Annotated in this window: 23 protein-coding genes; 8 read left to right on the top strand and 15 right to left on the bottom strand. The window is 73.5% G+C overall.

Annotated features, from left to right (window positions below; all coding sequences use genetic code 11):
• Window positions 1–16: 16 nt before the first annotated feature.
• Window positions 17–853 (bottom strand): phytanoyl-CoA dioxygenase family protein, encoded by an 837-nt coding sequence (locus tag ACH45E_RS22685; RefSeq protein WP_361456411.1) that lies wholly within the window; start codon window positions 851–853, stop codon window positions 17–19.
• A gap of 68 nt (window positions 854–921) precedes the next feature.
• On the opposite strand from ACH45E_RS22685, the gene ACH45E_RS22680 reads away from it, so the two are divergent.
• The gene (locus tag ACH45E_RS22680) at window positions 922–1848 is read left to right on the top strand and encodes a helix-turn-helix domain-containing protein (protein WP_361456408.1); all 927 of its coding nucleotides are present in this window, start codon (window positions 922–924) and stop codon (window positions 1846–1848) included.
• A gap of 294 nt (window positions 1849–2142) precedes the next feature.
• Window positions 2143–4356 carry an RICIN domain-containing protein gene (locus ACH45E_RS22675; protein ID WP_361456405.1) on the top strand — a complete coding sequence of 738 codons (2214 nt, stop codon included), beginning with the start codon at window positions 2143–2145 and terminating at the stop codon, window positions 4354–4356.
• Between the two features lie 31 nt (window positions 4357–4387).
• Here ACH45E_RS22675 and ACH45E_RS22670 read toward each other — a convergent pair whose 3' ends face one another.
• The 5 genes from ACH45E_RS22670 to ACH45E_RS22650 all read right to left on the bottom strand — a co-directional run bounded on the left by ACH45E_RS22670 (window position 4388) and on the right by ACH45E_RS22650 (window position 9997).
• Window positions 4388–4882 carry a universal stress protein gene (locus ACH45E_RS22670; RefSeq protein WP_361456402.1) on the bottom strand — a complete coding sequence of 165 codons (495 nt, stop codon included), beginning with the start codon at window positions 4880–4882 and terminating at the stop codon, window positions 4388–4390.
• Between the two features lie 76 nt (window positions 4883–4958).
• On the bottom strand, window positions 4959–6254 hold the full coding sequence (locus tag ACH45E_RS22665; RefSeq protein WP_361456399.1) for an arsenic transporter: 1296 nt from the start codon (window positions 6252–6254) through the stop codon (window positions 4959–4961).
• Window positions 6255–6277: 23 nt separating this feature from the next.
• On the bottom strand, window positions 6278–7528 hold the full coding sequence (locus tag ACH45E_RS22660) for a hypothetical protein (protein WP_361456396.1): 1251 nt from the start codon (window positions 7526–7528) through the stop codon (window positions 6278–6280).
• A gap of 202 nt (window positions 7529–7730) precedes the next feature.
• Complete coding sequence (locus tag ACH45E_RS22655; protein ID WP_361456393.1) at window positions 7731–8435, bottom strand: DUF4232 domain-containing protein; 705 nt, start codon at window positions 8433–8435, stop codon at window positions 7731–7733.
• Window positions 8436–8587: 152 nt separating this feature from the next.
• Entirely contained in the window at window positions 8588–9997 is a 1410-nt protein-coding gene (locus ACH45E_RS22650) for a serine/threonine-protein kinase (RefSeq protein ID WP_361456390.1), read from the bottom strand.
• 46 nt (window positions 9998–10043) lie between these two features.
• Between ACH45E_RS22650 and ACH45E_RS22645 the strand changes: the two genes are divergently transcribed.
• Window positions 10044–10592 (top strand): RNA polymerase sigma factor, encoded by a 549-nt coding sequence (locus tag ACH45E_RS22645; protein WP_361456387.1) that lies wholly within the window; start codon window positions 10044–10046, stop codon window positions 10590–10592.
• Window positions 10593–10620: 28 nt separating this feature from the next.
• On the opposite strand, the gene ACH45E_RS22640 is transcribed toward ACH45E_RS22645, so the two are convergent.
• Window positions 10621–13011: a SpoIIE family protein phosphatase gene (locus ACH45E_RS22640; RefSeq protein WP_361456384.1), complete on the bottom strand. Its 2391-nt coding sequence runs from the start codon at window positions 13009–13011 to the stop codon at window positions 10621–10623.
• A gap of 259 nt (window positions 13012–13270) precedes the next feature.
• Between ACH45E_RS22640 and ACH45E_RS22635 the strand changes: the two genes are divergently transcribed.
• On the top strand, window positions 13271–16375 hold the full coding sequence (locus ACH45E_RS22635; RefSeq protein ID WP_361456381.1) for a glycoside hydrolase family 2 TIM barrel-domain containing protein: 3105 nt from the start codon (window positions 13271–13273) through the stop codon (window positions 16373–16375).
• Between the two features lie 448 nt (window positions 16376–16823).
• Here ACH45E_RS22635 and ACH45E_RS22630 read toward each other — a convergent pair whose 3' ends face one another.
• The gene (locus ACH45E_RS22630) at window positions 16824–17546 is read right to left on the bottom strand and encodes a 2OG-Fe(II) oxygenase (RefSeq protein WP_361445829.1); all 723 of its coding nucleotides are present in this window, start codon (window positions 17544–17546) and stop codon (window positions 16824–16826) included.
• 169 nt (window positions 17547–17715) lie between these two features.
• On the opposite strand from ACH45E_RS22630, the gene ACH45E_RS22625 reads away from it, so the two are divergent.
• The 3 genes from ACH45E_RS22625 to ACH45E_RS22615 all read left to right on the top strand — a co-directional run bounded on the left by ACH45E_RS22625 (window position 17716) and on the right by ACH45E_RS22615 (window position 20334).
• Entirely contained in the window at window positions 17716–17955 is a 240-nt protein-coding gene (locus ACH45E_RS22625; protein WP_361445826.1) for a hypothetical protein, read from the top strand.
• Between the two features lie 3 nt (window positions 17956–17958).
• On the top strand, window positions 17959–18336 hold the full coding sequence (locus tag ACH45E_RS22620) for a toxin Doc (protein ID WP_361445823.1): 378 nt from the start codon (window positions 17959–17961) through the stop codon (window positions 18334–18336).
• A gap of 363 nt (window positions 18337–18699) precedes the next feature.
• Window positions 18700–20334, top strand: coding sequence for an RICIN domain-containing protein (locus tag ACH45E_RS22615; protein ID WP_361445820.1), 1635 nt, complete (start codon window positions 18700–18702; stop codon window positions 20332–20334).
• A 26-nt stretch (window positions 20335–20360) separates the two neighbouring features.
• Here ACH45E_RS22615 and ACH45E_RS22610 read toward each other — a convergent pair whose 3' ends face one another.
• Both ACH45E_RS22610 and ACH45E_RS22605 read right to left on the bottom strand, forming a co-directional pair.
• A complete protein-coding gene (locus ACH45E_RS22610; protein WP_361445883.1) occupies window positions 20361–21527 on the bottom strand; it encodes a lactate 2-monooxygenase in 1167 nt (388 codons plus the stop codon).
• 82 nt (window positions 21528–21609) lie between these two features.
• A complete protein-coding gene (locus tag ACH45E_RS22605) occupies window positions 21610–22173 on the bottom strand; it encodes a hypothetical protein (RefSeq protein ID WP_361445817.1) in 564 nt (187 codons plus the stop codon).
• 323 nt (window positions 22174–22496) lie between these two features.
• On the opposite strand from ACH45E_RS22605, the gene ACH45E_RS22600 reads away from it, so the two are divergent.
• Complete coding sequence (locus tag ACH45E_RS22600; protein ID WP_361445814.1) at window positions 22497–22928, top strand: protease inhibitor; 432 nt, start codon at window positions 22497–22499, stop codon at window positions 22926–22928.
• Between the two features lie 134 nt (window positions 22929–23062).
• On the opposite strand, the gene ACH45E_RS22595 is transcribed toward ACH45E_RS22600, so the two are convergent.
• The 5 genes from ACH45E_RS22595 to ACH45E_RS22575 form a co-directional block, all read right to left on the bottom strand.
• The gene (locus ACH45E_RS22595; protein ID WP_361445811.1) at window positions 23063–23464 is read right to left on the bottom strand and encodes an STAS domain-containing protein; all 402 of its coding nucleotides are present in this window, start codon (window positions 23462–23464) and stop codon (window positions 23063–23065) included.
• A 128-nt stretch (window positions 23465–23592) separates the two neighbouring features.
• Window positions 23593–23796 carry a CDGSH iron-sulfur domain-containing protein gene (locus tag ACH45E_RS22590; RefSeq protein ID WP_361445808.1) on the bottom strand — a complete coding sequence of 68 codons (204 nt, stop codon included), beginning with the start codon at window positions 23794–23796 and terminating at the stop codon, window positions 23593–23595.
• Window positions 23777–24430 (bottom strand): HemK2/MTQ2 family protein methyltransferase, encoded by a 654-nt coding sequence (locus tag ACH45E_RS22585; RefSeq protein WP_361445805.1) that lies wholly within the window; start codon window positions 24428–24430, stop codon window positions 23777–23779. Before ACH45E_RS22585 ends, ACH45E_RS22590 begins: the two co-directional genes overlap by 20 nt.
• A gap of 21 nt (window positions 24431–24451) precedes the next feature.
• Window positions 24452–25465, bottom strand: a complete 1014-nt coding sequence (locus ACH45E_RS22580) for an iron-containing redox enzyme family protein (RefSeq protein WP_361445802.1) — start codon at window positions 25463–25465, stop codon at window positions 24452–24454.
• Window positions 25466–25506: 41 nt separating this feature from the next.
• On the bottom strand, window positions 25507–25686 hold the full coding sequence (locus tag ACH45E_RS22575; protein WP_361445799.1) for a hypothetical protein: 180 nt from the start codon (window positions 25684–25686) through the stop codon (window positions 25507–25509).

The following is a 25686-nucleotide window of genomic DNA, read 5'->3' as shown; positions in this document are numbered from 1 at the left end:
CGGCCGGTACCGAGGGTCAGTGGGGTCCGTGCGGTGGGAACTCCGTGCCGCACGGACCGGCCCCCTCGCTGAGTGCCAGCGGCACCCGGTCGCCGGACATGGACAGCGTCCGGTAGTGCTCGCCGATCCGCTCGGCCGAGCGCCCCACGTAGTGCGCGATGAAGGAACGGCGGAAACGGCCGGCGCTGCGGTTGGGCGACGAGCCGTGGACCAGGCTGCCGTTGAAGAACAGCACGTCGCCGGGTGCCATGTCCACGGGTACGGCGCTCAGACCGGGCGGCGGCGGCACGTACTCCCGGGCGAAGGACTGTCCGGCGTCCGCCTCCTCGGGGCAGAACAGGTCCATCCGGTGTGTGCCCGGGACCACTTCGAGCCCGCCGTTGTCCCGGTCGATCACATCGCAGGCCACCCACGCGGCCACACACGTCCCCGGCTCCACCCGCAGATAGAAGTTGTCCTGGTGCAGCGCTTGGCCCCGGGCACCCGGCGGCTTGAAGTAGAACATGCTCTGCGCGGCCAGCACCTCCTCCCCGAGCAGCGCCTGAAGGACCGTGCGCAGCCGGGCGTCGAGCAGGAAGTCCCGCGCGAGGCCGCTGATCTCGTGCGGGTGCATGACCCTCGGGTACGCGTGCAGCGGATCGGCCGGGCCGTCACCCGGTACCGGCGTCCGGGGCTCGAAGTGCCCGGGCACCGGACCGGCCGCGTGCAGCGCCGCGAACCCGTCGCACAGCCGGTCGATCTCGTCGTACCCGAACAGACCGCGCACGACGGTGTAACCCGTCTCCTCGAACTCCCCGGCCCACTGCCGCGCGGCATCGGGCGCGCCGGGCGCCGTGTTGTCCATGGCTGTCATGGCTGCTCCTTCCCCCATCCGGTCATCACGCGTCACGCTAGGCCGGTGCGCCCGACCGGAGGATGCCCATGACCACTGAGGGACTGCCTGTGACTGCCGCTCTCGCCGACCCCTCGCCGGGCCTGGTGGTGACCGGCCTCTTCGACCGGGCACCGGGGTATGGCGTCCACCGGCCCGAGGGCGCGGCGAGCTGGCTGTTCACCTGGACGACGGGCGGGCAGGGCATGGTGCGGCAGGGGACGGCCGGGGCACGGCCCGGCGCGGGGGACCTGGTGGTGCTCGGCCCCGGCGTCCGGCAGCGCTACGGCGTCGCGCCCGGCGCCCGGCACTGGCGGTTCTGGTGGGCGCACTGCCGGGCCCGGCCGTCCTGGGCGGCCTGGCTCGGACCGTACGCGGTCGCCGACGGGATGTACGTCGCCACCGTCCCCACCGAGCTGCGCGACCGGGCCGGCCGGGCCTTCGCTCGCATGCTCGCCGACGCCCGCGGGCCCGGCGGCACGGCGCCGCCCGCCACCGGGCCCGGGGACGGGCCCGTCGCCGTCGCCCACGACAGCACGGCGCGGGAACTGGCGCTGTGCGCGCTGGAGGAGGTCGTGCTGCTCGCGGCGGCCGGAGCGCGCGCGGCGGCGCCGCCGCCGGGAACCGACGCCCGGATCCTGCGCGCCGAGGAACTGATCGCCGCCGACCCCGCCGCCGGGCACACCGTCCGCTCGCTCGCCGCGAGCGTCGCGCTCTCCCCCTCCCGATTCGCCCATCTGTTCACCCGGCAGACCGGCCGGTCGCCGATGCGGGCACTGCGCGAGGCGCGGCTGCGCCAGGCCGCCCGCCTGCTGGAGGGCACCGACCTGACCGTGGAGCGGGTGGCCGCCGCCTCCGGATTTCCCAGCCCCTTCCACTTCAACCGGGTGTTCCGGGAGCGGTACGGGGTCCCGCCGGGCACGTACCGGGCAATTACCGTGCCGGCAGGGGGAGAAGCCGGAAAAGACCCCTGTTGACAATTCGTCAAAATCCCCGGACGGGCGGGCTGTGCGTAAAACCCGGGGGTCCCTTGTTCCGCCCCGCTGGCCTGTGCGAAGGTGTGCCCTGTCGGCGAGCGGACAATTCCGTGTCTCGCACTCCGCGGGTGCGAAGCCGCTCCCGTACGCCCCCCACGCTTCAAAAGAGCTGCCCAAGGCGGACGTTCGAGGTGCCGAATGCCGTACGGGCGTCCCGGGCGCGTTGCAGGGCCGGATAGCATACCCCCCTTGGTATGGATGGAATCTTGTGTTGCGTCTTGGAGGAATGCAGCCGTGAATGACGCAGGCCTGTCGAATTCCCCCACCCCGTCCCGGCCGTTCGACATCCCGGACGAACAGCTGAGCGCGGAGCTGAAGAAGTGGACAGGAGCGACACCCGCGCTGCACCCCGTCGGTGAACTCCTCGACCGGCACTGGGAAGCGGCCTTCGCCTACGCCCGGCTGTGCACCGACGGACCGCGCGCGGCCGGCATGCTCACCACGGCGGCCTTCACCCGGCTCTTCGGCGCCTCACTCAGACAGGCGGGGCCCACCTCCGCCTGGCGGCCCCAGCTCCTGGTCACCGTGCGCCGCATCGCGGCGGAGTGGGACAACGACGGAAGGCAGGAACTCCTCCACCCCGGCCTGCGCCCCGGCACCGGCGACGGCGACCGCGCGGCGGCCCGGCTGGTGCCGCCCGCGCACCGGCGCCTCATCTCCCGCGCGTTCCAGCGGCTGCCCCAGTCCGCCCGCGCCGTGCTGTGGCACGCCGAGGTCGAGTCCGAGCCCCTCGAGATACCCGCCGGACTGCTCGGCCTCGACGAGGAAGGCGCCCGCGTGGAACTCCGGCGCGCCCGGGAGCGGCTGCGCGACGAGTGCCTCCAGGCCCACCGCGAACTCTCCGAGCAGGACGACTGCCTGCGCTACAGCCGGATGCTCGACGTGACCTACCGGCGGGCCGGCGTCGACGTCGACCCCGACCTCCAGCAGCACCTGAACGGCTGCCGGCACTGCCGGCACACCGCCGACCAACTGGACCGGTTCAACACCGGGCTCGGCCTCGCGCTGGCCGAGGCGGTGCTCGGCTGGGGCGCCGCGGCCTATGTGGAAGCCCGGGCGGCCTCCGCCGAGCGGACCGCCGAGCCGGTACCCGGCGCCGGACCGGCCGGGAGCGCGCACGCGGCCGCCATCGCGGCCGGACTCACGGGCGAAGAGGCCTTCACCGGCCCCGCCCCCGCGTTCGCCGGCGGTGAGTCGTTCACCGATCCCGCGCCCGGACCCGTGGCCGGCGATCCCTTCCCCGCCCCGGCACCGGGCCTCGCGGGCGGCGAGCACCTCGCGGCCCCGGGGGCCGCTCCCGCGGCAGGCCAGGGCTTCGCGCCCGCCCCGCCCGCGCCCGGCACCGAACCGCGTCAACCGCGCGCCGCCGCCTCTCGTTCCGCGCGCCGCGCCGAGCCCGCGGCCGGGTCCGGCCGGTCCGGGCCCCGCTCCCGGCGCCGTACGGCCTCTCGCGCGTCCGCGCCCGGGACGGAACCCGCCGCCGCCACCGCCGAGGCCGCCTCCGGCCCCGACACGCCCGGCCCGTCCGCGCGTTCCGCCAACCGCCGTTCCGCGCTGCGGGCGGCCCGCCGGGTCCGGCGCCGCAACCTCGCCGTGGCCGTGGCGACGGTGAGCGGTCTGGTCGTGCTGCCGCTGGTGCTGTGGACGGTGCTCGGCTCCGGCGACGGCGCCGCTCCCGTCGCGAGTGGCAAGGACGCGGGCAAGCCCAACTCCGGCTCCGCGACCACCAACCCGTCCTGGGTCGGGTCCGGCCAGACCGCCAAGGGCGCCCTGCGCGGCCGGCTGCACAACATCGCCTCCGGGCTCTGCGTCGGCATCGTCGGCAAGAAAGCCGTCAAGGGCGCCGAGACCGAACTCACCACCTGCTCCTCCGCGGCGAGCCAGCAGTGGACGTACGACACCGACGGACTGCTGCGCAACGACGCCGACCCCGGCCTGTGCCTCGACTCCCACCTCGGCTACTCGGTCCAGCTCGCCCCGTGCACGGCCGCGACGGGCACGAACCTCCGCTACGACTTCACCCTCCAGGGCGCCCTGGTGCCGCGCGGGCAGCAGGACCTGGCGCTCGCCCCCGCCGCCACCGACGGCGCCGGCGCCCTCGTGGTCAAGACCCGCGCGGACAGCGACGTGCAGCGCTGGGCCATGGACACCTCCAAGACGGACCTGCAGATGCAGAACGTCAACTGGGACGCCGACAGCACCCCGCTGACCACCTCCCCGACCCCGGCCCCGGCCGCGCCCAAGTCCGCGCCGAGGACCCCGTCGCCGGAACCCACCCCGTCCGCGACCCCGTCGAGCGCCCGGCCGACGCCGTCGAGCACCGGCTCCACCGACATGTGCGCGTACAACCCGTACTACTGCGACTGGGACGGGAACGGCCAGTACGGCGGCGGCGGATGGGGCCATGGCGGTTACGGCGGTTACGGCTCGGGACACGGCGGACACTGAGCGGCCGGCCCGGGCTGGTGGCGAACGGGCCTTAGCGGTGGTGCGGCGGTGGGGGAGGCGGCATCGTCGTCAGGCCGGGCGCCGCCTCCGGCCACACCAGCAGCACCGGGCAGGGGGCGTGGTCGACGACGAAGCGGGCGGCGGGACCGAGGCTGTGCGGGCCGAGCCGGGCCCGGTCGCCGTCGCGGGCCAGTACCAGCAGACCGGCGCCCTCGCAGGCGGCCACCACCTCCCGCTCGACCCGCCCGGACCGCTCCAGCCGGGCGCAGGGCCGCCCCAGCCGCTCGGCCGCCGCGTCGAGGAGTTCGGCCGCCGAACTGCCGCCGAGGTCCTCCAGCCGGGTGCCGGGGTCCCGGTCGGGGCGTCCGCGGCCGAGCAGCCCGGCGAAGGCGCCGTGCGCGAGGCCCGGCACGTCCGGCCCGCTGACATGCAGCAGGACCACGTCGGACGCCGTGGGGGCGTGGGCGTGCACGGCGTCCACGCAGGCGGGCCAGGTGCCTTCCACCAGCCACACGATCACACGCATTCGGTCGGCCTCCCTCGGTCGCGCACGACCTGTCTCACAAGACTTGTCTCACAAGACTTGTCTCACACCATCCGGCTCACACCACCTGCAGCGAACCCCACAGTGCCACCACGGCCAGGGTGAGCGCCGACGGCACGGCGAACAGCCCCAGCCGGGTGAACTCCCCGAGATCCACCTCGTGTTCGTGCTGGTGCACGATCCGCCGCCACAGCAGCGTCGCCAGCGACCCCGCGTACGTCAGGTTCGGGCCGATGTTCACCCCGAGCAGCACCGCCAGCACCGCACCCGGCCCGGCCGGTGCGGTCAGCGGCAGCAGGACCAGTACGGCGGGCAGATTGTTGATCAGATTGGCCAGTACGGCGGCCAGCGCGGCGATGCCCAGCAGCGCCGGCAGCCCCGTACCGCCGGGCAGGACATGACCGAGGGCGTCGGCGAGCCCGTTGTCCACCACCGCCCGCACCACGATGCCCAGCGCCAGCACGAAGGCCAGAAACCCGGGGGCCGCCGCCCGCACCACCGTCATGGGCGTCGCCCGCCCCCGCAGCAGGGCCCGCCCGGCGAGCACCAGCGCCCCCGCCGTCGCCGCCCACGCCGGGTCGACGCCGGCCGCGGACGCCACCACGAACCCCGCCAGCGTGCAGACCACGGTCACCAGCGCGAACAGCGGCAGCCCGGGCTGCTCGGCGGCCCCCCGCGGTCCCGGGGCCGCCGCCGACAGGTCGCGGGCGAAGAACCGCCGGAACACCGCGTACTCGGCGCCGACCGCCACCAGCCACGGCAACGCCATCAGCGCGGCGAACCGCGTGAAGCTCAGCCCGCTCGCCGCGAACGCCAGCAGGTTGGTCAGATTGGACACCGGCAGCAGCAGCGACGCCGTGTTCGACAGATGGGTGCAGGCGTAGACGTGCGGTTTGGGCCGTACCCCGGTGCGGGCGGCGGTGGCGAACACCACCGGCGTCAGCAGCACCACCGTCGCGTCCAGACTGAGCACGGCCGTGATCACCGACGCCAGCGCGAACACCGCCGTCAGCAGCCGCACCGGCCGCCCGCCCGCGCGCCGGCCCATCCACGCCCCGCAGGCCTCGAACAGCCCCTCGACATCGCAGAAGTGCGCGAGCACCAGCACCGCCGCCAGGAACCCGACCACCGGGCCCAGCCGCTCCGCCTCGGCCCGGGCGTGGTCCAGGGAGATCGCGCCGGTGGCGACGGCGATCCCGGCGGCGGGAACGGCCAGCACCGCCTCGGGCCATCCGAAGGGCCGCACGACGGCCCAGGCGAGCACGGCGACGAGCAGGACGACGGACAGGGCCTCGGCCAGCGGGGTGTTCAGGGGACGGCCCTCCGCGAGGTGATCGACAGGTGCGCGCCCCATGAAAACAGACGAAGGTGAGAGCGCTACGCCGACGGCGTGCCCGCTGCGCCGAGGAACTCCTCCCAGCCGCCGATCGGGGACTGCCCCGGGCTCAGCGTGCGCAGCTTGCGCAGCACGGCCGGGTCCTGCGCCTCGAGCCACGCCACGAGCTGCTTGAAGGAGACGAAGCGCACGTCGTCGTACTCGGCCATCCGTCCGACGGCCTCCTCGACGGCGTCCATGTAGATGCCGCCGTTCCAGCGCTCGAAGTGGTTGCCGATGAACATGGGAGCGCGGTTGGTGGTGTAGGCGCGGTGGAAGCCCGCCACATAGGTGTCACGGGCCTGGGTGCGCCAGGCCTCGTACTGGGAGCGGTCGCCCAGGGGGTTCCCGGCGGACTGGTTGAACATCATGTTGTAGTCCATCGAGAGGACCTGGAAGGAGTGGCCGGAGAACGGTATGGACTGCAACGGGAAGTCCCAGATCCGGCCGCCCTGTACCTTGCCCGGCCAGATCTGCAGCCCGCCGGGGGAACTGGCGTCGTACTTCCAGCCCAGTGCCGCCGCCGTGGGCAGCAGTGCGGTCTGGCCCTCCAGGCACGGGGTGCGGCCGCCGATCAGCTCCTTGCGGTAGTCGAAGGGCAGCGGGTCGAGGTCGGTGAAGCCGGTGTTGGTCTTCCACTCGGTGACGAAGCGGACCGCCTGGTCGATCTCGCTGCGCCACTCTGCGCTCGACCAGTTGCGCACCCCGTCCGCGCCGCAGAAGTGCCCGTTGAAGTGCGTGCCGATCTCGTGGCCCTCCAGCCAGGCGGAGCGCACCTGCTGGATCGTGGCGTGGATGTGCCGGTCGGCGAGATAGCCGATCGCGGACGCGCCGACCGGGTGCTGCGGCGGGTGGTAGAGGTGCTTCTTGGACTCGGGCAGCGTGTAGATGCCGCTGAGGAAGAAGGTCATCTTGGCGCCGTGGTCGGCGGCCACCTTGCGGAACCGGGAGAACAGCCCGTTGCTCAGTTCGCCCGCACCGTCCCAGGAGAACACCACGAACTGCGGCGGCTTGGTCCCCGCCTTCATCCGCGTCGCCTTCGGCTGGTGCGGCTGCGCCCCGGTGTCCGCGGTGGAACCGTCGCCGATCTTCTTCACCGGCCGGGCCTGCGCCGTGCTCCGGCCGCTCCCGGAGCCGCCGCTCCCGGAGCCGCCGCCCACGGACAGCCCTCCGGCCGAGCAGGCGGACAGGGCGCCCAGCGCGCCCGCCGTCGCTCCCGCGGTCATGAGACGCCTGCGTGAGATGCCGCTCATGTCTCGTCCCCGATTCCCTCGTCACGGCCCCGTCGGGGCCTTCTCGCTGTGCGGTCGAGGGGTGTGATGGGCGCCCACGGCGGAAAGATCGGGGCCGGCGGCGCCTGTTTCCGTCCTGTGACAGTCGGGACGCGGCCATGAAGAACCCCGCTGCCCGGGGGGTGGCGGCAGCGGGGTCCGGATCAGGGAGGGGAGAGGGGGGTCAGGGGCCCGTGCCGGGGCTGACGACGGTCAGGAAGACGGACGAGGAGTTGCCGGACACCGGTACCGGGCCGGCCGTCCACTTCACCTTCAGCTGGTCCCGCTCGTCCGGCGGGGTGACCACGAGCGCGGCGGGGGACGCCGTCTTCGCGCCGCTGACCTCCGGATTGGAGAAGGTCAGGCCCGCCCAGGCGCTTCCGCCGGGCTTCAGCGTGACCGTGGTGGCCTTGCCCGAGGAACGCTTGGGGTCCGGGCCGAGCTGGGCGCCCGAGGCGTCCTCGAAGGCGGCGCCGGGATAGCCGTGCAGCGTGCAGGTCCGGCCGGACTTGTTGGTGAGCACGACGGGGAAGTTCTCCTGGCCGGCGCCCGGGTCGTTGCGGCCCACCGCGGCGCTCAGCTCGGAGGTGTGGCAGCGGGCGCTCGCGGCGGAGTCCACCGTGCCGTCGCCGCCCGTACCCGTCTTGCCGGTCGGCTTCGGCGCGGACGGCGTACCGCTCGTGGCGGCGGCGCCCGGTGATGCCGGGGAGTTGCCGCCCGCCGTGTCCGTCGCACCCGTCGGCCCGTCCGACGCGGGCGAGGCGTTGCCCGGAACCTTCTGCGGCGACCCGTTCCCGGTGTCGTTGCCGCAGGCGCTCAGCAGCCCCAGCACGGCGACCGCGCTCCCGAGCACGGCCGCTCGACGCAAGGACTGGGACGTGTACGCCATGTCTCCACACTCCTGCTGCTCATGGCACACGCCGTGGGGCCGCGTGCCCTCGGCGCCTCGTGCGCCGTCATGACAGTCCGATGCGCGCTCCGCGGGAGAAGTTCGCGGTCGACGCGCTTTTTTCACCCGTTTTCTTCCCCGTTCTCCACCCGTCAGGTGACCCGCAGGGAGCGGAGTATGCGGTCCGTGGCGCCGGTGGCGCCGCTGCTGTCGGTCCGGCGTATCTGTACGTACAGCTGGGGCTCGGCCTTGCCGCTCGCCGGGCGCAGCGCGCTCTCGCTGATCGAGCCGCCGCCCGGGCACCCGCTCCAGCTGCGGACCCGGCCCTGCCAGGCCGTGCCGGTGTAGGCGCGGCCACCGTCGTAGTGGCAGCCGCTGTGGGCGAGGGCGTTCACCTTCGCCGTGACGTCGCCGTGCTCGCTCAGGCCGACGAACAGGCCGTCCACGTCCGCGTCCAGATCGGGCCACTTCGCGAGGTCGTCGGCGACCGCGAGTCCCGGCTCGTGCCCGGAGGGCAGACCGAGATCCTTGGGATCCCAGCCGGCGTCGCGCAGCTGCCGGCCCCAGCCGGGGGGCACCTCGGCCACGATCCGGCCCGTGGAGTCCTTCACCCGCACCACGTCGGCCGGGGAGTCCGACGCGGAGCGCTGGTGCAGCAGCGTCACCGTGCCGGCGGCGACCGCGGCGGCGAGCACCGCGGCGACCGAGAGCGTCAGGACGCCGATCCGCCCGCGCACGCCGTCGAGCCGGCGTCGGCGAGGTGGCACGGACACCCGCGCGGCCAGCCGGTCCAGCTCGTCGGCGAACGCCTCCGCGCCGGGCCAGCGCCGCTCCCGGTCCGGCTCCAGCGCCCGCATCAGGGCGCGCTGCACCTCGTCGGCGAGGTCCGGACGCAGCCGTCGCGGGGGTACGACCCGGCCCGGCGGGCCCGGCACCGTGCCGGTCATCAGCTCGTAGCCGACCGCGCCCAGGCCGTACACGTCGGCCCGGGCGTCGATGCCCGTCCCGGGCTCGGCCTGTTCCGGCGGCTGGTACCCGGCAGAGCCGGCGGCCAGGGTCAGCCCGGAGGCCTGCGCCAGGCTCTTGGCCAGCCCGAGATCGGCCAGCAGCACCCGGCGGCTGCCGTCCGGCGCGGTGCGCAGCAGCACATTGCTCGGCTTGACGTCCCGGTGCACGATCCCGGCCTCGTGCAGGGCCGCCGCGCTCCGGGCGGCCAGCGCCGTCAGCCGCAGTGCCTCGGGCACCGGCAGCGGGCCGCCCGCAAGCCGGTCGGCGAGGGTGCCCCCGTCGGCGTACTCCATGACGAAGTACGTCCTGCCGTCCGGCAGTTCACCGATGTCGTAGACCTGCACCACCCGGCCGGAGTCGGCCTTGCGCAGCAGCCGCGCCTCGGACAGGAACCGGTCGCGCACGTCCAGGCGGTGGGACCAGTTCTCGGCGAGGACCTTGACCGCCACCGGGGCCTCGAGCTGGTCGTCGTGGGCGAGCCACACCGTGCCGAACGCGCCGGAGCCCAGGCATCGTTGCAGGCGGTAGCGGCCGATCCGCTCGAGGGAGTGCATAGGACTATCATGCCTGCTCACAGATCGACTCGAAGGGGGACCCGCGGTGTACGAAGCGGCGCTGACCGAAGACCTAGCCCGGCGCGCCGCCGCGGGGGACCCGGCGGCCCTGGAGCGGCTGCTGGCCGAGGTCCGGCCCGAGATCGTCCGGCGCTGCGGACGCTTCCTGCCCTGCCGGGAGGACGCGGAGGAGGCCGCGCAGGACGTGCTGCTCCAGATCGCCCGCCGGATCTCCACCTTCGAGGGCCGCAGCCGCTTCAGCACCTGGCTGTACACCGTCGTCGCCAACTGCGCCCGGCAGAAGTACCGCGAGCTGAAGCGGCGCGCAGCGGAGCAGCCCGTCGTCATCGAGCCCGCCGAGTACGTCGATCCGCGCACCACGAGCGTCATCGCGGGCTCCCGCGTGGACCTGCTGGAGGCGCTGGACCGGCTGGAGCGGGAGCACCCGCACCTGGTCGCGCCGCTGGTCTACCGTGACATCTGCCAGCTGGAGTACGCCGAGGTCGCCGAGCGCGTCGGCATCCCGCTGGGCACCCTGAAGTCCCGGCTGCACGAGGCCCGCAAGCAGGTGCGGCCCTGGCTGACCGCGTCCTGAGCCACCGGTACCGCCGGTACGGGTGGTACTACACGTCCGCCTCGTAGAGCGACAGCTCCGCCCAGATCGTCTTGCCCTCCGCGGTGTGCCGGCTGCCCCAGCGCTGGGTGAGCTGGGCGACGAGCAGCAGTCCGCGTCCGCCCTCGTCGAAGGTCTTGGCGCGCCGCAGGTGCGGGGCGGTGTGGTTGGTGTCGGACACCTCGCAGATCAGCGTGGCCGCGTCGTGGATCAGCCGCAGCCGGATGGGACGGGCGCCGTACCGGATGGCGTTGGTGACCAGTTCGCTGACCACCAGTTCCGCGGTGAAGCCGATCTCGTTCAGCGACCAGTGGTCCAGCTGCTGGACGACCTGCTTGCGGATCGCGGCGACCAGGGCCGGGTCGGCGGGGATGTCCCAGGTCGCCACCTCGGAGGCCGGCAGTCCCTGGGTACGGGCGAGCAGCAGCGCCACGTCGTCGGCCGAGCCGCCTTCCGGGAGCAGGGCGCCCATGATCCGGTCGCAGGTCTCCTCCAGCGAGTCCCCGCAGCCCGCCAGGGTCTCGGCGAGCAGCCGGTGGCCGGCCTCGCCGTCCCGGTCGCGGGACTCGATGAGGCCGTTGGTGTAGAGGGAGAGCACGCTGCCCTCGGGCAGGTCCAGCTCGGTGGACTCGAAGGGCAGCCCGCCGAGACCGAGCGGCGGCCCGGCGGGCAGGTCGATCTGCCGGGGCGCCCCGCCGGGCGGCAGCAGCACGGGCGCGGGATGCCCGGCGCGGGCCAGTGTGCAGCGGCGGGAGACCGGGTCGTACACGGCGTACAGGCAGGTCGCGCCGACCTCGCCGGTGCCGCTGCCCTCGCCGCCGGACTCCTCCGCCAGCCGGAGCACCAGGTCGTCGAGGTGGGTGAGCAGCTCGTCCGGGGCGAGGTCGATGTCGGCGAGGGTGCGCACCGCGGTGCGCAGCCGGCCCATGGTGGCCGAGGCCTGGATGCCGTGGCCGACGACGTCTCCGACGACCATGGCGACCCGCATCCCGGACAGCGGGATCACGTCGAACCAGTCGCCGCCCACTCCGGCGCGCGCCGCGGGCAGATAGCGGTACGCGGCCCGCAGGGCGGCCGTGTGCGGCAGGGAGCGCGGCAGCAGGCTGCGCTGGAGGGCGAGGGCGGTCTCGCGCTCGCGGGAGTAGCGGCGGGCGTTGTCGATGCAGACGGCGGCGCGGGCCGTGACCTCCTCGGCGAGCAGCACGTCGTCCGCGGTGAACGCCTCGGGCCGCCGGTGCCGGGTGAACACCGCGACCCCCAGGGTCAGACCGCGGGCCCGGATCGGCACGGACATCGAGGAGTGGATGCCGTACTCCCGCACCCGCTCGGCGCGCTCCGGGTTCCAGGTCAGCCACCGCTCCAGCTCGTCGGAGGGCATGGAGACGACGATCGGGCGGCCCGCCACGAGCGAGTCGGCCTGTGGGGAGGGGGAGGGGTAGAGGTCGAACTGGCCCGGCTCGGCCACCGCCTCCGGGGTGCCCGGCAGCAGGGAGCGGTGGGCGACCCGGCGCAGCCGGACCGGCGCGGCGAGCAGGATGGGGAGCTCGCCGCCGAACTCCTGGGGGTCGAGCAGGTCGACGGTGACGAAGTCGGCGAGTGCGGGCACGCACACGTCCGCCAGCTCCTGTGCCGTACGGACGACGTCGAGCGTGCTGCCGATGCGTACGCTCGCCTCGTTGACGAGCTGCAGCCGCTCCCGTGCCAGGTACTGCTCGGAGAAGTCGTGCGCGGCCACGCACACGCCGCGTACCCGCCCGGTGTCGTCGGTGATCGGCGCCATCCGGGCCAGCCAGGCGTATCTGTGGCCGTCACCGCCGATCGGCAGATAGGTCCGGACATCGTCCCCGCGGCCGCTGGTGAGCACGTGGTGCAGATGCTGCTCGATGTCCAGACTCTGCGGCCGGCCGCTCATCTCGGGCACCCGCAGCCCGCGCACGTTCTCCTCGGACAGCCCCAGCACGTCGGCCATGGCGTCGTTCATCCGGCGCAGCCGCAGCCGGTCGTCGTAGATGGCGACGGCGCAGGGCGACTGGAGGAGTTCGGCCCGGTCCAGCGGGTCGTCCGGGGAGCGCGGGCCGTCGCCCTTCAGGGGCGTGACCACGAGCCAGTGGCCCAGGCCGTCCCCCGCCGGCGGCCGGTGGTGGGCGAGTACCCAGACGGACACCGCTGAGCCGTTGCTGTGGCAGAGTGTGACGGTCCCGGACCAGCGCTCGTCCTGCGGGGTGAAGGAGCGGGGTCCGACCCGGCCGGCCAGCAGGTTCACGGCGGGACGGCCCACGACGTCCGCGGCTTCCCAGCCCAGCAGGCGACGCGCCCCGTCGTTCCATTCGACGACCGTGCCCGCGTCGTCGACGACAGCCCGTGCCGTCGCGGCGTCGTCGAACGGGTACACCGGACTCATCGTCGCCACTCCATCGCGCACACTCACAGTGAACAGGCGCGTCACTTTGGGCTTCCAGCCTAGTGCGTCCCTCTCCCGCGCGAACGCGGGCCCTGGGCATCGTGTGGCACCTCCGTCAAGAGCCGTTTTGCGCCGAAGTGACTCCCGTGACGGGTGTACGGCCCCGCACCCTTGACGGGCAGGTGTGGCTCCACGTCAGAATCTGTTCGTTCACGATCAGTTGTGAGTACTTCTGGGTCCTGATGAGGGAGAGTCCGCTATGACGGTCACTCGCAGATCGGTTCTGGTCGCCGCCACGGCGGCCCCGACGGCCGGCGCGCTCCTCGGCGCACCGGCCGCCCGGGCCGCCGAGGCGTCCGGTGCCGCCGAGACCTTCGGTGCCGCAGGGGGGCGCAGTACCGTCCCCCTGCGTGACGGCTGGCGCTTCGCGCTGGTCGACCCGGGCGGCATCACCGACCCGACCGGCGCGTACGCGAACGCCGCCGACCCGGGGTACGACGACTCCGCCTGGCGCGAGGTCGCGGTACCCCACGACTGGAGCATCGAGCAGACCCCGACCACCGAGCACGGCACGACCAGCGGCACCGGCTTCTTCCCCGGCGGCCTCGGCTGGTACCGCCTCGCCTTCACCCTGCCGCCGGCCTGTGCGGGCAAGCGGATCTCGGTGGAGTTCGACGGCGTCTACATGGACTCGTACGTGTACTGCAACGGCACCCAGGCCGGCCGTCACCCGTACGGCTACACCGGCTTCGCCCTCGATCTGACCGGCCTGGTGCACACCGACGGAACCACCGAGAACGTCATCGCGGTCAAGGTCCAGAACCAGCTGCCCAGCAGCCGCTGGTACTCGGGCAGCGGCATCTACCGCGAGGCCCGCCTGGTGGTGACCGACCCCGTGCACGTGGCCCGCTGGGGCACGTACGTCACCACGCCGGACATCACCGCCGAGCGGGCCGTCGTGCGGGTGCGGACCGATGTCGTGAACGAGACCGGCGACGGCACGGACGTCCAGGTCGTCTCCCGGGTCCTCGACCCCGGCGGACACCAGGTCGCCCGTACGTCCTCCACGGCGGCCGTCTCCGGCACGGCGAGCGAGACACACGAGCTCACCGTCGCCCGGCCCCGCCTGTGGGACTTCGACACCCCGCAGCGCTACACCCTGGTGACCGAACTCCGCGTCGACGGCCGCACCACCGACACCTGCCGCACCCCCTTCGGTATCCGCAGCTACCGCTTCGACCCGGACGAGGGCTTCTCCCTCAACGGCACCCACGCCAAGATCAAGGGCGTCGACCTCCACCACGACCAGGGCGCCCTCGGCGCGGCGATCAGCGTCGACGCGGTGCGCCGGCAGATGACGATCATGAAGTCGATGGGCGTCAACGCCTTCCGCACCTCGCACAACCCGCCCTCGCCGCAGATGATCGAGGTCTGCGAGGAGCTGGGCATCGTGATGATGGTGGAGGCCTTCGACTGCTGGCGGACCGGCAAGACCAAGTACGACTACGGCCGGTTCTTCGACGAGTGGTGCGAGAAGGACGCCACCGAGATGGTCCTCGCGGCCCGGAACTCGCCCGCCGTGGTGCTGTGGTCGATCGGCAACGAGATCCCGGACTCCACCTCCACCGCGGGCCTCGCCATGGCGGACCGGATCATCGGCGCGATCAAGGCGGCGGACGGCACCCGGCCGGTCGTCATCGGCTCCAACAAGTACCACGGCGTGCCCGCCACCGGCTCCGCGGCCGACCTGATGCTGGCCAAGCTGGACGGCCTCGGCCTCAACTACAACACCGCCAGGTCGGTGGACGCCCTGCACGCCAAGTACCCGAAGCTGTTCCTCTTCGAGTCGGAGTCCTCGTCCGAGACCTCGACGCGCGGCAGCTACCAGGAGCCCGAGCACCTCAACACCGGCGAGAACCACACGCCGGGCAGGCGGGACGTCTCCTCCTACGACAACAACCTCGCCTCCTGGACGATGAGCGGCGAGTACGGCCACAAGAAGGACCGGGACCGCAAGTGGTTCGCCGGGCAGTTCCTGTGGTCGGGCATCGACTACATCGGCGAGCCGACCCCGTACGACGTCTTCCCGGTCAAGGCGTCCTTCTTCGGCGCGGTCGACACCGCGGGCTTCCCGAAGGACATGTACCACCTGTTCCGCAGCCAGTGGGTGAGCGAACCGATGGTGCACCTGCTGCCGATGACCTGGAACCACGAGCCGGGAGACACGGTGGAGGTCTGGGCGTACGCCAACGTGCCGTCCGTCGAGCTGTTCCTCAACGGAAAGTCCCTGGGCGTGCGGGAGTTCGACACCAAGACGACCACCGACGGCCGCACCTACCTGGAGACCACCGAGGCCACCGGCGACGACAAGACCTTCACCGGCGGCCCCTACCCGGGCAGTTACACCAGCCCCAACGGCAGCGCGGGCAAGCTGCACCTGGCCTGGAAGGTGCCGTACGCGCCCGGCGAGCTGAGGGCGGTGGCCCGGCGGGCCGGCAAGGTGGTCGCCAGCGATGTGCTGCGCACGGCCGGTGCTCCGCACGCGGTCCGCCTGACCGCCGACCGCAAGTCCACCGCCGCCGACGGGCGTTCGCTGGTCTTCGTGACCGCCGACATCGTCGACGCGCACGGGGTGGTCGTGCCCGATGCCGGGCATCTCATCGCCTTCGACGTGGCCGGCGGCTCCCTCGCCGGGCTCGACAACGGCCGTGAGGAGAGCGCCGAGCGCTATCAGTCGAGCACCCGCACCGCGTTCCACGGCAAGGCCCTGGCCATCGTGCGGTCCGGCACCGAGGCGGGCGCCCTCAAGGTCACGGCACGGGTGGACGGCCTGCGCAAGGGAACGGTGCGGGTGCGCACCGAAGCCGCCCGCTCGGTGGCCCGTACCCCCGCCCCCGGCTTCCGGCCCGACCTCCCGGCGCCCTCGGACCACCCGCTCGCGGACGCCAGTTACTCCGGCCGCCCCGACACCCTCCCGGCCGCGATGCTCGACGGCGACCCGGCCACCGGCTGGTCCAACGCCTTCGCCAAGTCGGCGACCGCCCTGCTGCCCGCCTTCAACGGGGCCCGTGCGAAGGACTGGGTGTCGGTGGACTTCGGGCGCGGCCGCACCCTGGACCGCGTGGAGGCCTCCTTCACCGTGGACTCGACGCACTCGCTGCCCGCCTCGGTGGAGGTGGCGGTGTGGAACGGACGGGCCTACGTCCCGGTGGAGGACGCGGCGGTGGAGTGGGCGACCGCGTCGGACGCCCCGACGGCGATCACCTTCGCCCCGGTGAGCGGCTCCCGCATCAGACTGACCCTGACGAGCGCGCATCCGGGCGAGGCCCGGGGGGCGGTGCGGATCAGCCGCCTGGAGGTCTAGGGCCTGTCTGACAATTCCCGCCTGCCCCGCGGCGTCTGGCACGCACTCCCCCACGCTCGGCTTCGCTCGCGCGGGGGGACCCCCATGCCGCGTTGCCGAACCACCCACGTGGCTCCGCCGCGAGGGCGCTCCGGCGCCTTGCGATCGCACGCTCCCCCACGCTCGAACGCGCTCGCGCGGGGGGACCCCCATCGCCGCCGCGGGGCCCGCCCTTCGGGCGGACGACGGGAATTGTCAGACAGGCCCTAGCCGGGGCCTGTTGCGAAAGTTTCTCCCCCGGCCTTCGGCCGGGAGGCCCCCAAGCCCGGCGACGCCCGGCGCCCGGGCCCACGCTCGAACACACTCGTGCGGGGGCCCCGTCGCGGCGGGCGCCGGGCCCGCCCTTCGGGCGGACGACGGGACGTGCGCAACCGACCCGAGGTCGGCCGCGGTCTCGCCGGCGGCCTGCCTACGCGGCGTCGTGGAAGACCAGCCCCAGTGTGCGGCGGTGGCCGGAGCGTACGGTGCTCACGCCGTGCCGCATCGCTCCGGCCGACCAGCCGCGCCTGGTGCGGACCGGGTGGTCCCTGGTGGTGAACACCAGGCCGTGGCCCTGGCGCAGGACGGTCGCGGAGCCCCGGGACTGGGCGCGGGGCCGCTGCTCGACCATCAGGAACTCGCCGCCGGTGTAGTCGCTGCCGTACTCGTCGAGGGCGACGACGACCTGGAGCGGGAAGACCAGTTCGCCGAAGACGTCGCGGTGCAGGGCGTTCCAGTCGCCGGGGCCGTAGCGCAGCAGGATCTGCGCCGAGCGGTCCTGACCGGCGGCGTGGCAGCGGGCCAGCCATGCGTCCAGGTCGTCGGGCCAGGGCGCGGGCCGGTCCAGCCGGGCCGCCCAGTCGCGGGCGATCGGCAGCAGCCGCGGATAGAGGGCGGCGCGCAGAGCGGCCACCGGGGCGGGCAGGTCGTGCGTGAAGTAGCGGTACTCGCCGGAGCCGAACCGGTGCCGGGCCAGATCGACGGTGGTCCGGAACAGCTCCGGTTTCTCGTACAGGGCGGCCAGGTCACGGCACTCGGCGGGCGTCAGCAGACCGGCTGTGGGCGCGCTGCCGAGCGCGTCGAGTTCCTCGGCGAGCACGGCCCAGTCCGTTTCGGCCACGCGACGGCGGGCCCCGTCGGGGGTGAGGGTCATGGCGGCTCCCTTCGTGTGCGCCCGGAGTCCCAGTCTGTCGCCCCGGCCGGCGCCGAACCGGCGGGATTCGGACCTGGTGTCCTGGTGCTCCACTCCCGGAGGTACCGATGGGTATGCCGTCTGAGCTGTGTTTATTTACGCCCGAGTACCCTCGCGCTACCGTTGGGGCATGCCAGCTCTCAACGTGGAGTTCAGTGAGCGCGAGCTAGAGGACCTGCGGCGGATCGCCAAGGAGCGGGGTACGTCGATGAAGGCCCTGGTGCGCGAGGCGGCGGCGGCCGACATCGCCCGGCACCGCGCGCTTCAGGAGGGCGCGGAGACGTTCCGCCGCTTCTTCGCCACGCACGCCGACGAGTTCGCGGCCGCGTTCCCGGACGACGAGCCCCCCGGCAGGGGCGAGGCCGCCTGACCCATGTCACCCGTCCTCCATATCGACGTCCCGTGGCTGCTCCAGCGTCATGAGGAAGTACTGCCGGAACAGCCGACGATCGACGACTTCTCGGTGCTGGTCGCCGCCGTCGCCCGGCACCGGGTCGACCCGCCGCGCCTCGGCGTGAACTCCGACCCGGCCTGGCGGGCCGCCGCCCTGCTGCACACCCTCGCCCTGCTCAAGCCGCTGCCGTCGGCCAACGCGCGGTTCGCCTGCGCGACGGCGGTGGCGTACATGTTCGTCAGCGGGGCCGGCATCGACCCGCCCTACGGCGCGCTGGTCGACCTCGCCCGCGACCTGATGACCGGCAAGACCGATGTCTACGACGCGGCCGACCGGCTCCGTTCCTGGCAGATCTGACGGCGGCACCCGCCCCCGTCGGCAGGGGAAGTCGCCCCGGGCGGTGCGGGCCGGCCCGGGGCCGCCGGCCGAGGGCGGGAGGAGCAGGGCCGGCGGCCCATGCCGCGCAGCAGAGCCGCCGTCCTGCGCGGGGCCTTGCGAGAAGGGCCGATGCCCAGTGCACTACCCGCCGACGGGTGCCGGGAGCGTGCGCGGCGGGCCGGCGCGTGCGCGTGGTTCACACGGGGCGCACGGAAAGGGGAAAGCTCCCCTATAGCCTGACTTTCTGTCAAAACTGTCGATGCCGCCGAACTCCTTGTTGGCCTTTGGGGAGTTGTGCAAGGGTGAACCACTTCAGCGCACACGCACCAAAGGAATCACTCCGTGCCCACCCCCCACCCCCCACGTCCTGCCTATCCGCCGCCCGGAGGGGCCTTTGGAGAGTCCGACGAGTCTGTCGCCGGCCGACTGCGCGGAAAGTCGGAGGGAGAGGCCGCCTCGTCCGTCGCCCTGCTGATGGCAAGGCACTGGCAGCCGGTCCACGACTACGCCGCCATCTGCCTCGCCGCCGAGGACACCGTCGTCCACATGGCCACCGCCACCGCCTTCCACCGGGTCCTGGACCGGCTGGCGGCGGACCGGCCGGCCGGCGCCCTGCGGCCCCGGCTGCTGGTGGCCGTGCGCGACACGGTCGCCCAGTGGTCGGCCGACGACCATCTGCCCGAGGTGCTGCCGGACCTGGCGAGGCCGGCCGGGGGCCGCGGCATGCGTGCGGCGAAGTCCCTGATCCCCGACAACCGTGTCCTCGCCGAGCGGTCCTTCCAGGGACTCCTGCCGCTCGCGCAGTGCGTGCTGTGGCACACCGAGGTCGAGGCGGAACCGCTCACCGTCCCGGCCGGCCTGCTCGGCATGGACGCCGACACCGCGGCGGCCGCACTCGAACAGGCCCGGGAAGCCTTCCGCCAAGGCTGTGTCCGCGCCCACCGGGAACTGGCGCCCACCAAGGACTGCCGCTTCTACAACCGTCTCCTCGACGTACCGATCCGGCGCGGCGGCGACCTGCTGCCCGATGTGCAGCGGCATCTGTCCGAATGCCGCTACTGCCGGCACGCCGCCGAGCAGCTCGGTCACATCGAGGCCGGAACCGGCCTCCTGCTCGCCGAAGCGGTGCTCGGCTGGGGCGCCCGCCGCTACCTCGACTCCCGCCCGGGCCGGGCCGATTCGGCCGCGCCGCGCGGCCGGGGCACCTCCCGGCGCACCGGCGGACGACCCGACGGGGGAGCACGGCACCGGGTACTGGGGCGGATACCCCTCCCGGCGCGCCGCGCCTCCTCGGTGGCCCGGTCACCGAAGACACTGCTCACCGGCGTCGGCCTGGCCTCGGCCGGACTGCTCGCGACCGTCCTGGCGATCAGCCTGCTGCCGGACGGCGGGGACGGTACCGACCCGGTCGCCTCGACGGGCGCCTCCGGTGCCCGGGACACCGCGCCCGGCACTTCCGCCTCCTCGCCCGGTACGGCTCAGCTGCCCAACGCGACCCGGGGGACGCGGCTGCGCAACGCCGCCGGGCTCTGCCTGGACACCGACGGCAGGCCCAGGGCCGGCGGGAGCGTGCTGCTGGCGGTGTGTTCGTCGGCGGGCACCCAGCAGTGGACGTACGAGACCGACGGCCTGCTGCGCAGCGCCGCCGACCCCGACCTGTGCCTCGACTCGCACGCGGACGCCGGTGTGGTCGTCCTCGGCACCTGCGCGGGCAAGAAGGCGGGGCGGGGCGACGACGTGCGCTACGACCTCACCGTGCAGGGCGAGTTGCTGCCCCGCTGGGACGAGACCCTCGCCCTCGCCGGCGCGGGCGAGGACGCCGGCGCCGACATCGTCGTCAAGGTCCGCGACAGCTCCACCGGGCAGCGCTGGCTGACCGACCCGCCGTCGGCGAGCCCCGGCTCCCTGTCGGTCACCGGGACCGAGGGGTCGTCCGCCGAGCCGGCGAACCTGCCGGACGACGGCACCCGGGGCTGACGGCAGGTCCACGAACACGGCAGGGTTCACGCGGGCCCGTCGAGGTCGCCGGCGGCGACGGTGCCGGGGCCGGCGTGCCCCGACAGGGCGAGGGTGAGGTCGAACTCCGCGAGCAGGCAGCGGATCACGTGCTCCACGCCCGCCTGCCCGTCGAGGCCGAGCCCGTAGACGTACGGCCGTCCCAGCAGGACCGCCCGCGCACCGAGGGCGAGGGCCTTGAAGACGTCGTCGCCGGTGCGCACACCGCTGTCGAACAGCACCGTCAGCCGGTCGCCGACCGCCGCCGCGATCCGGGGCAGCGCGTCGGCCGCCGCGACGGCACCGGCCACCTGCCGCCCGCCGTGGTTGGACACCACGACCCCGTCCACCCCGGCGTCGGCGGCCAGCCGGGCGTCGTCCGGGTGCAGGATGCCCTTGAGGACGATCGGCCCGTCCCAGTGCTCCCGCAGGAACGCCAGGTCCGGCCAGGTGTGGCCGGCGTCCCCGTACAGGCCGAGGAAATGCCGCACCGCCGCGCCCGGGTCCTCGTGCACCGGCTTGGCGAGCCCCGCCTGGAAGGCCGGGTCGGAGAAGTAGTTGGCGGTGCCCACGCCGTGCACGAACGGCAGGTACGCCTGGTCGAGGTCCCGTGGCCGCCAGGCCAGCAGCGGTGTGTCCAGGGTGACGACGAGCACCGTGAACCCCGCGGCGCGCGCCCGGCCGAGGAAGCTCCGCGTCACCTCCGGGTCCTTGCCCCAGTACAGCTGGAACCAGCGCTCGCCGTCCCCCATCGCCTCGGCCACCTGCTCCATGGGCGTGCTGGAGGCCGAGGACAGGATGTACGGCACGCCCTGCGCGGCGGCGGCTCGGGCGGCGGCCGTCTCCGCGTCCGGATGCATGATCGACAGCACGCCGACGGGCGCCAGCGCCAGGGGGGCGGGCAGCGCGCGGCCGAGCACCTCCACCGACAGGTCCCGCTCCCGCACGTCCCGCAGGACACGCGGGACGATCCGCCGCCGCTCCAGGGCGGCCCGGTTGGCCCGCGCCGTACTGCCGTCGCCCGCGCTGCCCGCCACATAGCCGACCGGACCGGGGCCCAGCCGGTGCTCCGCGAGCTCCTCCAGCCGGGTCAGGTCGGTGGGCAGGCGCGGCACGGCGCCCGTCATCCCGTTCAGGTAGATCTCGTACTGGAAGTCCGCCCAGTGCTTCGCCATCCGTACGTCCCGCCTCTCGTCGCCGGTCGTGCGCCGAGCCGACGATACCGGCGGGTAGGGAACGGGGCGGTGCTCGGACGGTTCATCCATCTGCTCCGTCCTCGGTGGATGAATCGGCCACCTCCTCGGCATCCGGCCCCTGCGCTCGTACCCGCTGGACGTGTTCGAGCGACTCCCGCAGTTCGGTGAGCCAGTCGTCGGTGTGCCGCTGGACCAGTCGTACGCACCAGGCGAGGGCGTCGCTGCGGCTGCGTGCGACGCCGGCCGCGATCAGGGTGTCGAGGACCTGGCGCTCGGGCTGGCGGAGGCGGGTCATGACGGGGGCGGCCACGTGCGTGAACAGGGCGCGCTCGCCGTCGCACTCCACTCCCCAGGACACCTTCCTGCGGAACCGGTGCTCGGCCTCGCGGGCCACGGCGATCCTGGCCTCCCGGGTGCGTTCCCGGAACTCCTGGACGCGGCCCTGGACGGCCGCCTCCCGCTCCGCCTCCGAGGCGCCCTCGGCGAGCCGGGGCGCCGGGATGCGGCCGATCACGGTGATCTCCTCGCGGTCGGCGGTGACCTCGACCAGTTCCTGGAAGAGGTCCTCGGGCAGCCGGCCGGTGAACCAGCCGCGTAGCTTCTCTCGCTGTTCCGAAGTAATCATGTAATGACGATTACTCGGCTTCCGCATGAACACAAGGGGCCGCGGGGGAGTGCGCCGACGGCTGAACCGGAATGTTTCAGGCCTATTAACGAACTGGTGCAATTCAGCCACTTGGCTGCTTGAGGCGATCAAGAACCGCTCAGTTTCGGCGTTGGAGCGTTCGAACTCCGTGACTTCACGCCACTGATTCAACACGCAAGGTTACTGAAACCTATGGGTTCGATGTGAGATTCGGCGGCGGACTCGGCAGAGTGGCGCACGCCGCCCCGGCACCCACCGGTCCGGGCCGGCGACCCGTCTATTCGAGCGGAAGGATGCACACAATGCGGACCACCGCGCGCTGGGCAGCGACCCTCGGCCTCACGGCCGTCACCGTCTGCGGACCCCTGACCGGGGCCGCCTTCGCCGCACCGGACAGCGCCCCGTCGTCGCTCTACGCCCCCTCGGCCCTGGTGCTCACCACCGGCCACGGCGAGAGCGCCCTCACCGCGACGCCCGAGCGCGCCGTCACCCTCTCCTGCGCCCCGACGGCCTCCGGCACGCACCCGGCCGCCGTCCAGGCGTGCGCGGATCTGCGCGGTGCCGGCGGGGACCTGAACGGTCTCAAGAGCAGCGACGACGTCTTCTGTACCAAGCTCTACAACCCCGTCGTCGTCACCGTCGAGGGTGTCTGGCAGGGCAAGCGCGTCTCCTACGAGCGCACCTTCGGCAACGCGTGCGTGAAGGACTCCTACGGAGCCGTCTTCGCGTTCTGAGGACCGGGATCGCCGGTCCCCGCGACCACCGGTACAGGCCCGTTGCTGGGGAGTGCGGGCCCTTGTCCCGGGGATCTCGCGATCTCGCACCGGGGGTCGGCGGGCGGAGTGGGGCCGCCCGCCGTCCCCCGGTTTCACGGCCGCTTCCCGGGCTGCCCGTCCCGGGGTATTCCGGGAAGCGGCGGAAAACGCCCCAGCAACCCGCCGACGCGCAGCAGTCGCGGCAGCAGCGGCCCCGCGCAGACCAGGCGCAGCCGTCCGCCGCGCTCCCTGGCCCGGGACTCGGCCCGGCACAGCACCCGCAGCCCCGAGCAGTCGAAGAACTCCACGGACCTCAGGTCCACCAGGACGTCCGGTTCCGGCCCCGAGGTCGCGGCATCGAGATGCTCGGCCAGCAGGTGCGCCGTCGCGATGTCGATCTCGCCCGAGGCCACCACGACGGTGAACGGCCCGCCGGCCCGGGTGCGGGCGCACGGATTCGCCGCCGGTGCCTCCGGCAGGACTCCCGGGTCGAGGTCGTCGGCTTCCGGCGTCATATCTCGCTCCATGTCGCCCGGCGCCTTGGACCCCGGTAGTTACCCCGCAGGACGCACGGCCACCCCCGTGAGGCGACCCGAAAGATCAAATCCCCTCGATCGAGTGAATCTCCGTCTGTGAAGTTGACTCAACTCCTGCGTCGGTGGCTGGTGTCGCACCAGGGATAGCAACGGCTGCGCCGGCAGGTGCACAGGGCGACCCGGAACCGGTCCGAGGACACGGTGGTGCCGTCCTCCAGTTCGACCTCCACCGGACCGTCGACGAGGATCGGGCCCTGCCGCCGCATGGTGATGCGCCGTGGCTCAGCGGAGTCAGCAGGCATGTTCGGCACGGATGACCACCAGCTCTTCCTTCTCGTCGGCCGCCGACAGCAGCCCCCGCTCCCGCAGCCAGCCGTGCCTGGCCCGCAGCACCGGCCCGAAGTCGATCCAGCGGCGGCGGGTCACCGCGGCCTTGAGTCCGGCCCCGCGCAGCAGTTCGAGGGTGCGCTCGGGACCGCTCAGCGCGGAATGGACGATCAGCAGCACCCCGCCGGGGCGCAGCAGCGCGGGGGCGTCCCGGCAGATGCGGTCCAGGATCAGACGGCCGTCGTGGCCCGCGTCCCAGGCCCGGGACCGGCCCCGGGGTTCCGGCCGGGCGTCGGGCGAGGGAACGTACGGCGGGTTGGCCAGGATCACGTCGAACGACCGTCCGCGCACGGGCCCGAAGAGGTACCCGCGCCGGATGCGCACCGGGAGCCGGGCCAGCCGCGCGTTGAGCCGGGCCGTCCACACCGCCCGGCGGGACACGTCCACCGCGGTCACCTCGGCGCCCCGCCGTGCGGCGACCAGGGCCAGCGCGCCGCTGCCCGTGCCCACGTCCAGCACGTGGGCACCCGGTTCCAGCGGCTCCTCGCCCAGGGCTTCGGCCAGCAGTTCGGTGTCGTCCTGGGGCGCGTACACGCCCGGAAGTACCAGTGCGTTCACGGAGCGCGGGTACCCCCGAATTCAGGAGATATGGTGCATTTCCCGCTGTAGTGGTGTGCGCAGCGAGGACTGTCCCGCACGCCAGGCGGCCAGCAGCCGCCGGGCGAGACGGTCCTCCAGGTACCCGGTCGCGTCGACGCCGAAGGCCATGTCCGCCGCCAGCCCCGGCTCCTGTTCGAGCAGTCCGCCGATGACGTCGTGGCGCACCACCTGCTCGTGCACCGCGTCCGCCTCCACGTGCTCGTCGTAGAAGAACTCCGCGGCCGGCCCGGCGCCCGTGCGGCGCATCGCCTCGGCCAGCCGCCGGGAGCCGGGGGAGGAGGTGATCTCCACCGCGGCGAAGTGGCCCACCAGGGCGCCGCGCAGCTCCCGGTGCAGGCCGAAGAGGGACATCAGGTTCACCGTCGCCAGCACCTCGGCCGCCGCCGCGTCCAGATAGCGGCCGTACGTGGTGTCCAGGCCCAGGTCCGTCATCAGCTCGGCGAACAGGCGGGCGTGCACCCGGTCGGCACGGCCGCCGCCGTACTCGTCGAACTCCACCGCCGCCATCGCCGCCTTGGCCCGCCCCCACAGCCGCGGCAGCACCCAGGCGTGCGGGTCGGCCTCCTTCAGGTGGTACAGGGAGCGCTGGGCCGCGTACTCCCGCAGCTGCCACAGCTCGCCCTCGTCGCGCAGGTAGTGGCTGACGCCCGTGCCGTCGACGGGTTCCACGAGGAGGTCCGCGAGGGCGTCGTCGAGGCTGTCGTGGGCCGGGGTGCCGGCGCGCAGCGCGGTCAGGAAACGCCGCTCCATCACGGCCCGGGCGCGCAGCAGATCGGGGTCCCACTCGCGGTCCGGGGCCACGCCCGCGAAGCCGCGGTAGTGCAGCTCGTAGCAGAGGTAGAGGGCGAGCTGGAGGTCGTCGCCGTACACGTCCGCCGCCGCGATCGTCCCCTCGGACGGAGGCGGGCCGGCGCCGGGCAGGTACGCGCCGACGGCCGCGGAGACCGGGCCGCGGGCGGGGGGCAGCGCGGGTCCCTGGAGGTACTGTGCCATGCCGCCCGGGTACCCGGCCGCGCCCCTTCATCCCCGCCGGGTCAGTCGCCCTGCGACTCCTCCTGGGCCCGGGTGTTGGGAGTGACCGCCTCCCCTGCCTCGCCCCGGCGCTCGTCGGCGCGGTCGGAGTCGGTGGTGCGCTTCCCGGCCCGTGCGGCCTCGTCGACGACCTCCCCCAGGGCGGTCCGCGGGTGCTCCTCGCGGTTCTTCGACTTGGACAT

It is taken from the genome of Streptomyces sp. NPDC020299, from assembly GCF_044387825.1.
GTDB lineage: Bacteria > Actinomycetota > Actinomycetes > Streptomycetales > Streptomycetaceae > Streptomyces.
Note: the sequence above shows the minus strand (reverse complement) of the source record. Positions and strands in the feature narration are given on the sequence as shown.

What these genes read in the sequence shown, in the direction of transcription:
- ACH45E_RS22610 (WP_361445883.1), bottom strand. Translation starts at nt 21,527, where the DNA reads ATGGCGAAGCACTGGGCGGACTTCCAGTACGAGATCTACCTGAACGGG.
- ACH45E_RS22625 (WP_361445826.1), top strand. Translation starts at nt 17,716, where the DNA reads ATGCCAGCTCTCAACGTGGAGTTCAGTGAGCGCGAGCTAGAGGACCTG.
- ACH45E_RS22680 (WP_361456408.1), top strand. Translation starts at nt 922, where the DNA reads ATGACCACTGAGGGACTGCCTGTGACTGCCGCTCTCGCCGACCCCTCG.
- ACH45E_RS22630 (WP_361445829.1), bottom strand. Translation starts at nt 17,546, where the DNA reads ATGACCCTCACCCCCGACGGGGCCCGCCGTCGCGTGGCCGAAACGGAC.
- ACH45E_RS22575 (WP_361445799.1), bottom strand. Translation starts at nt 25,686, where the DNA reads ATGTCCAAGTCGAAGAACCGCGAGGAGCACCCGCGGACCGCCCTGGGG.
- ACH45E_RS22665 (WP_361456399.1), bottom strand. Translation starts at nt 6,254, where the DNA reads ATGGGGCGCGCACCTGTCGATCACCTCGCGGAGGGCCGTCCCCTGAAC.
- ACH45E_RS22600 (WP_361445814.1), top strand. Translation starts at nt 22,497, where the DNA reads ATGCGGACCACCGCGCGCTGGGCAGCGACCCTCGGCCTCACGGCCGTC.
- ACH45E_RS22605 (WP_361445817.1), bottom strand. Translation starts at nt 22,173, where the DNA reads ATGATTACTTCGGAACAGCGAGAGAAGCTACGCGGCTGGTTCACCGGC.
- ACH45E_RS22685 (WP_361456411.1), bottom strand. Translation starts at nt 853, where the DNA reads ATGACAGCCATGGACAACACGGCGCCCGGCGCGCCCGATGCCGCGCGG.
- ACH45E_RS22655 (WP_361456393.1), bottom strand. Translation starts at nt 8,435, where the DNA reads ATGGCGTACACGTCCCAGTCCTTGCGTCGAGCGGCCGTGCTCGGGAGC.
- ACH45E_RS22650 (WP_361456390.1), bottom strand. Translation starts at nt 9,997, where the DNA reads ATGCACTCCCTCGAGCGGATCGGCCGCTACCGCCTGCAACGATGCCTG.
- ACH45E_RS22660 (WP_361456396.1), bottom strand. Translation starts at nt 7,528, where the DNA reads ATGAGCGGCATCTCACGCAGGCGTCTCATGACCGCGGGAGCGACGGCG.
- ACH45E_RS22620 (WP_361445823.1), top strand. Translation starts at nt 17,959, where the DNA reads ATGTCACCCGTCCTCCATATCGACGTCCCGTGGCTGCTCCAGCGTCAT.
- ACH45E_RS22580 (WP_361445802.1), bottom strand. Translation starts at nt 25,465, where the DNA reads ATGGCACAGTACCTCCAGGGACCCGCGCTGCCCCCCGCCCGCGGCCCG.
- ACH45E_RS22670 (WP_361456402.1), bottom strand. Translation starts at nt 4,882, where the DNA reads ATGCGTGTGATCGTGTGGCTGGTGGAAGGCACCTGGCCCGCCTGCGTG.
- ACH45E_RS22595 (WP_361445811.1), bottom strand. Translation starts at nt 23,464, where the DNA reads ATGACGCCGGAAGCCGACGACCTCGACCCGGGAGTCCTGCCGGAGGCA.
- ACH45E_RS22635 (WP_361456381.1), top strand. Translation starts at nt 13,271, where the DNA reads ATGACGGTCACTCGCAGATCGGTTCTGGTCGCCGCCACGGCGGCCCCG.
- ACH45E_RS22640 (WP_361456384.1), bottom strand. Translation starts at nt 13,011, where the DNA reads ATGAGTCCGGTGTACCCGTTCGACGACGCCGCGACGGCACGGGCTGTC.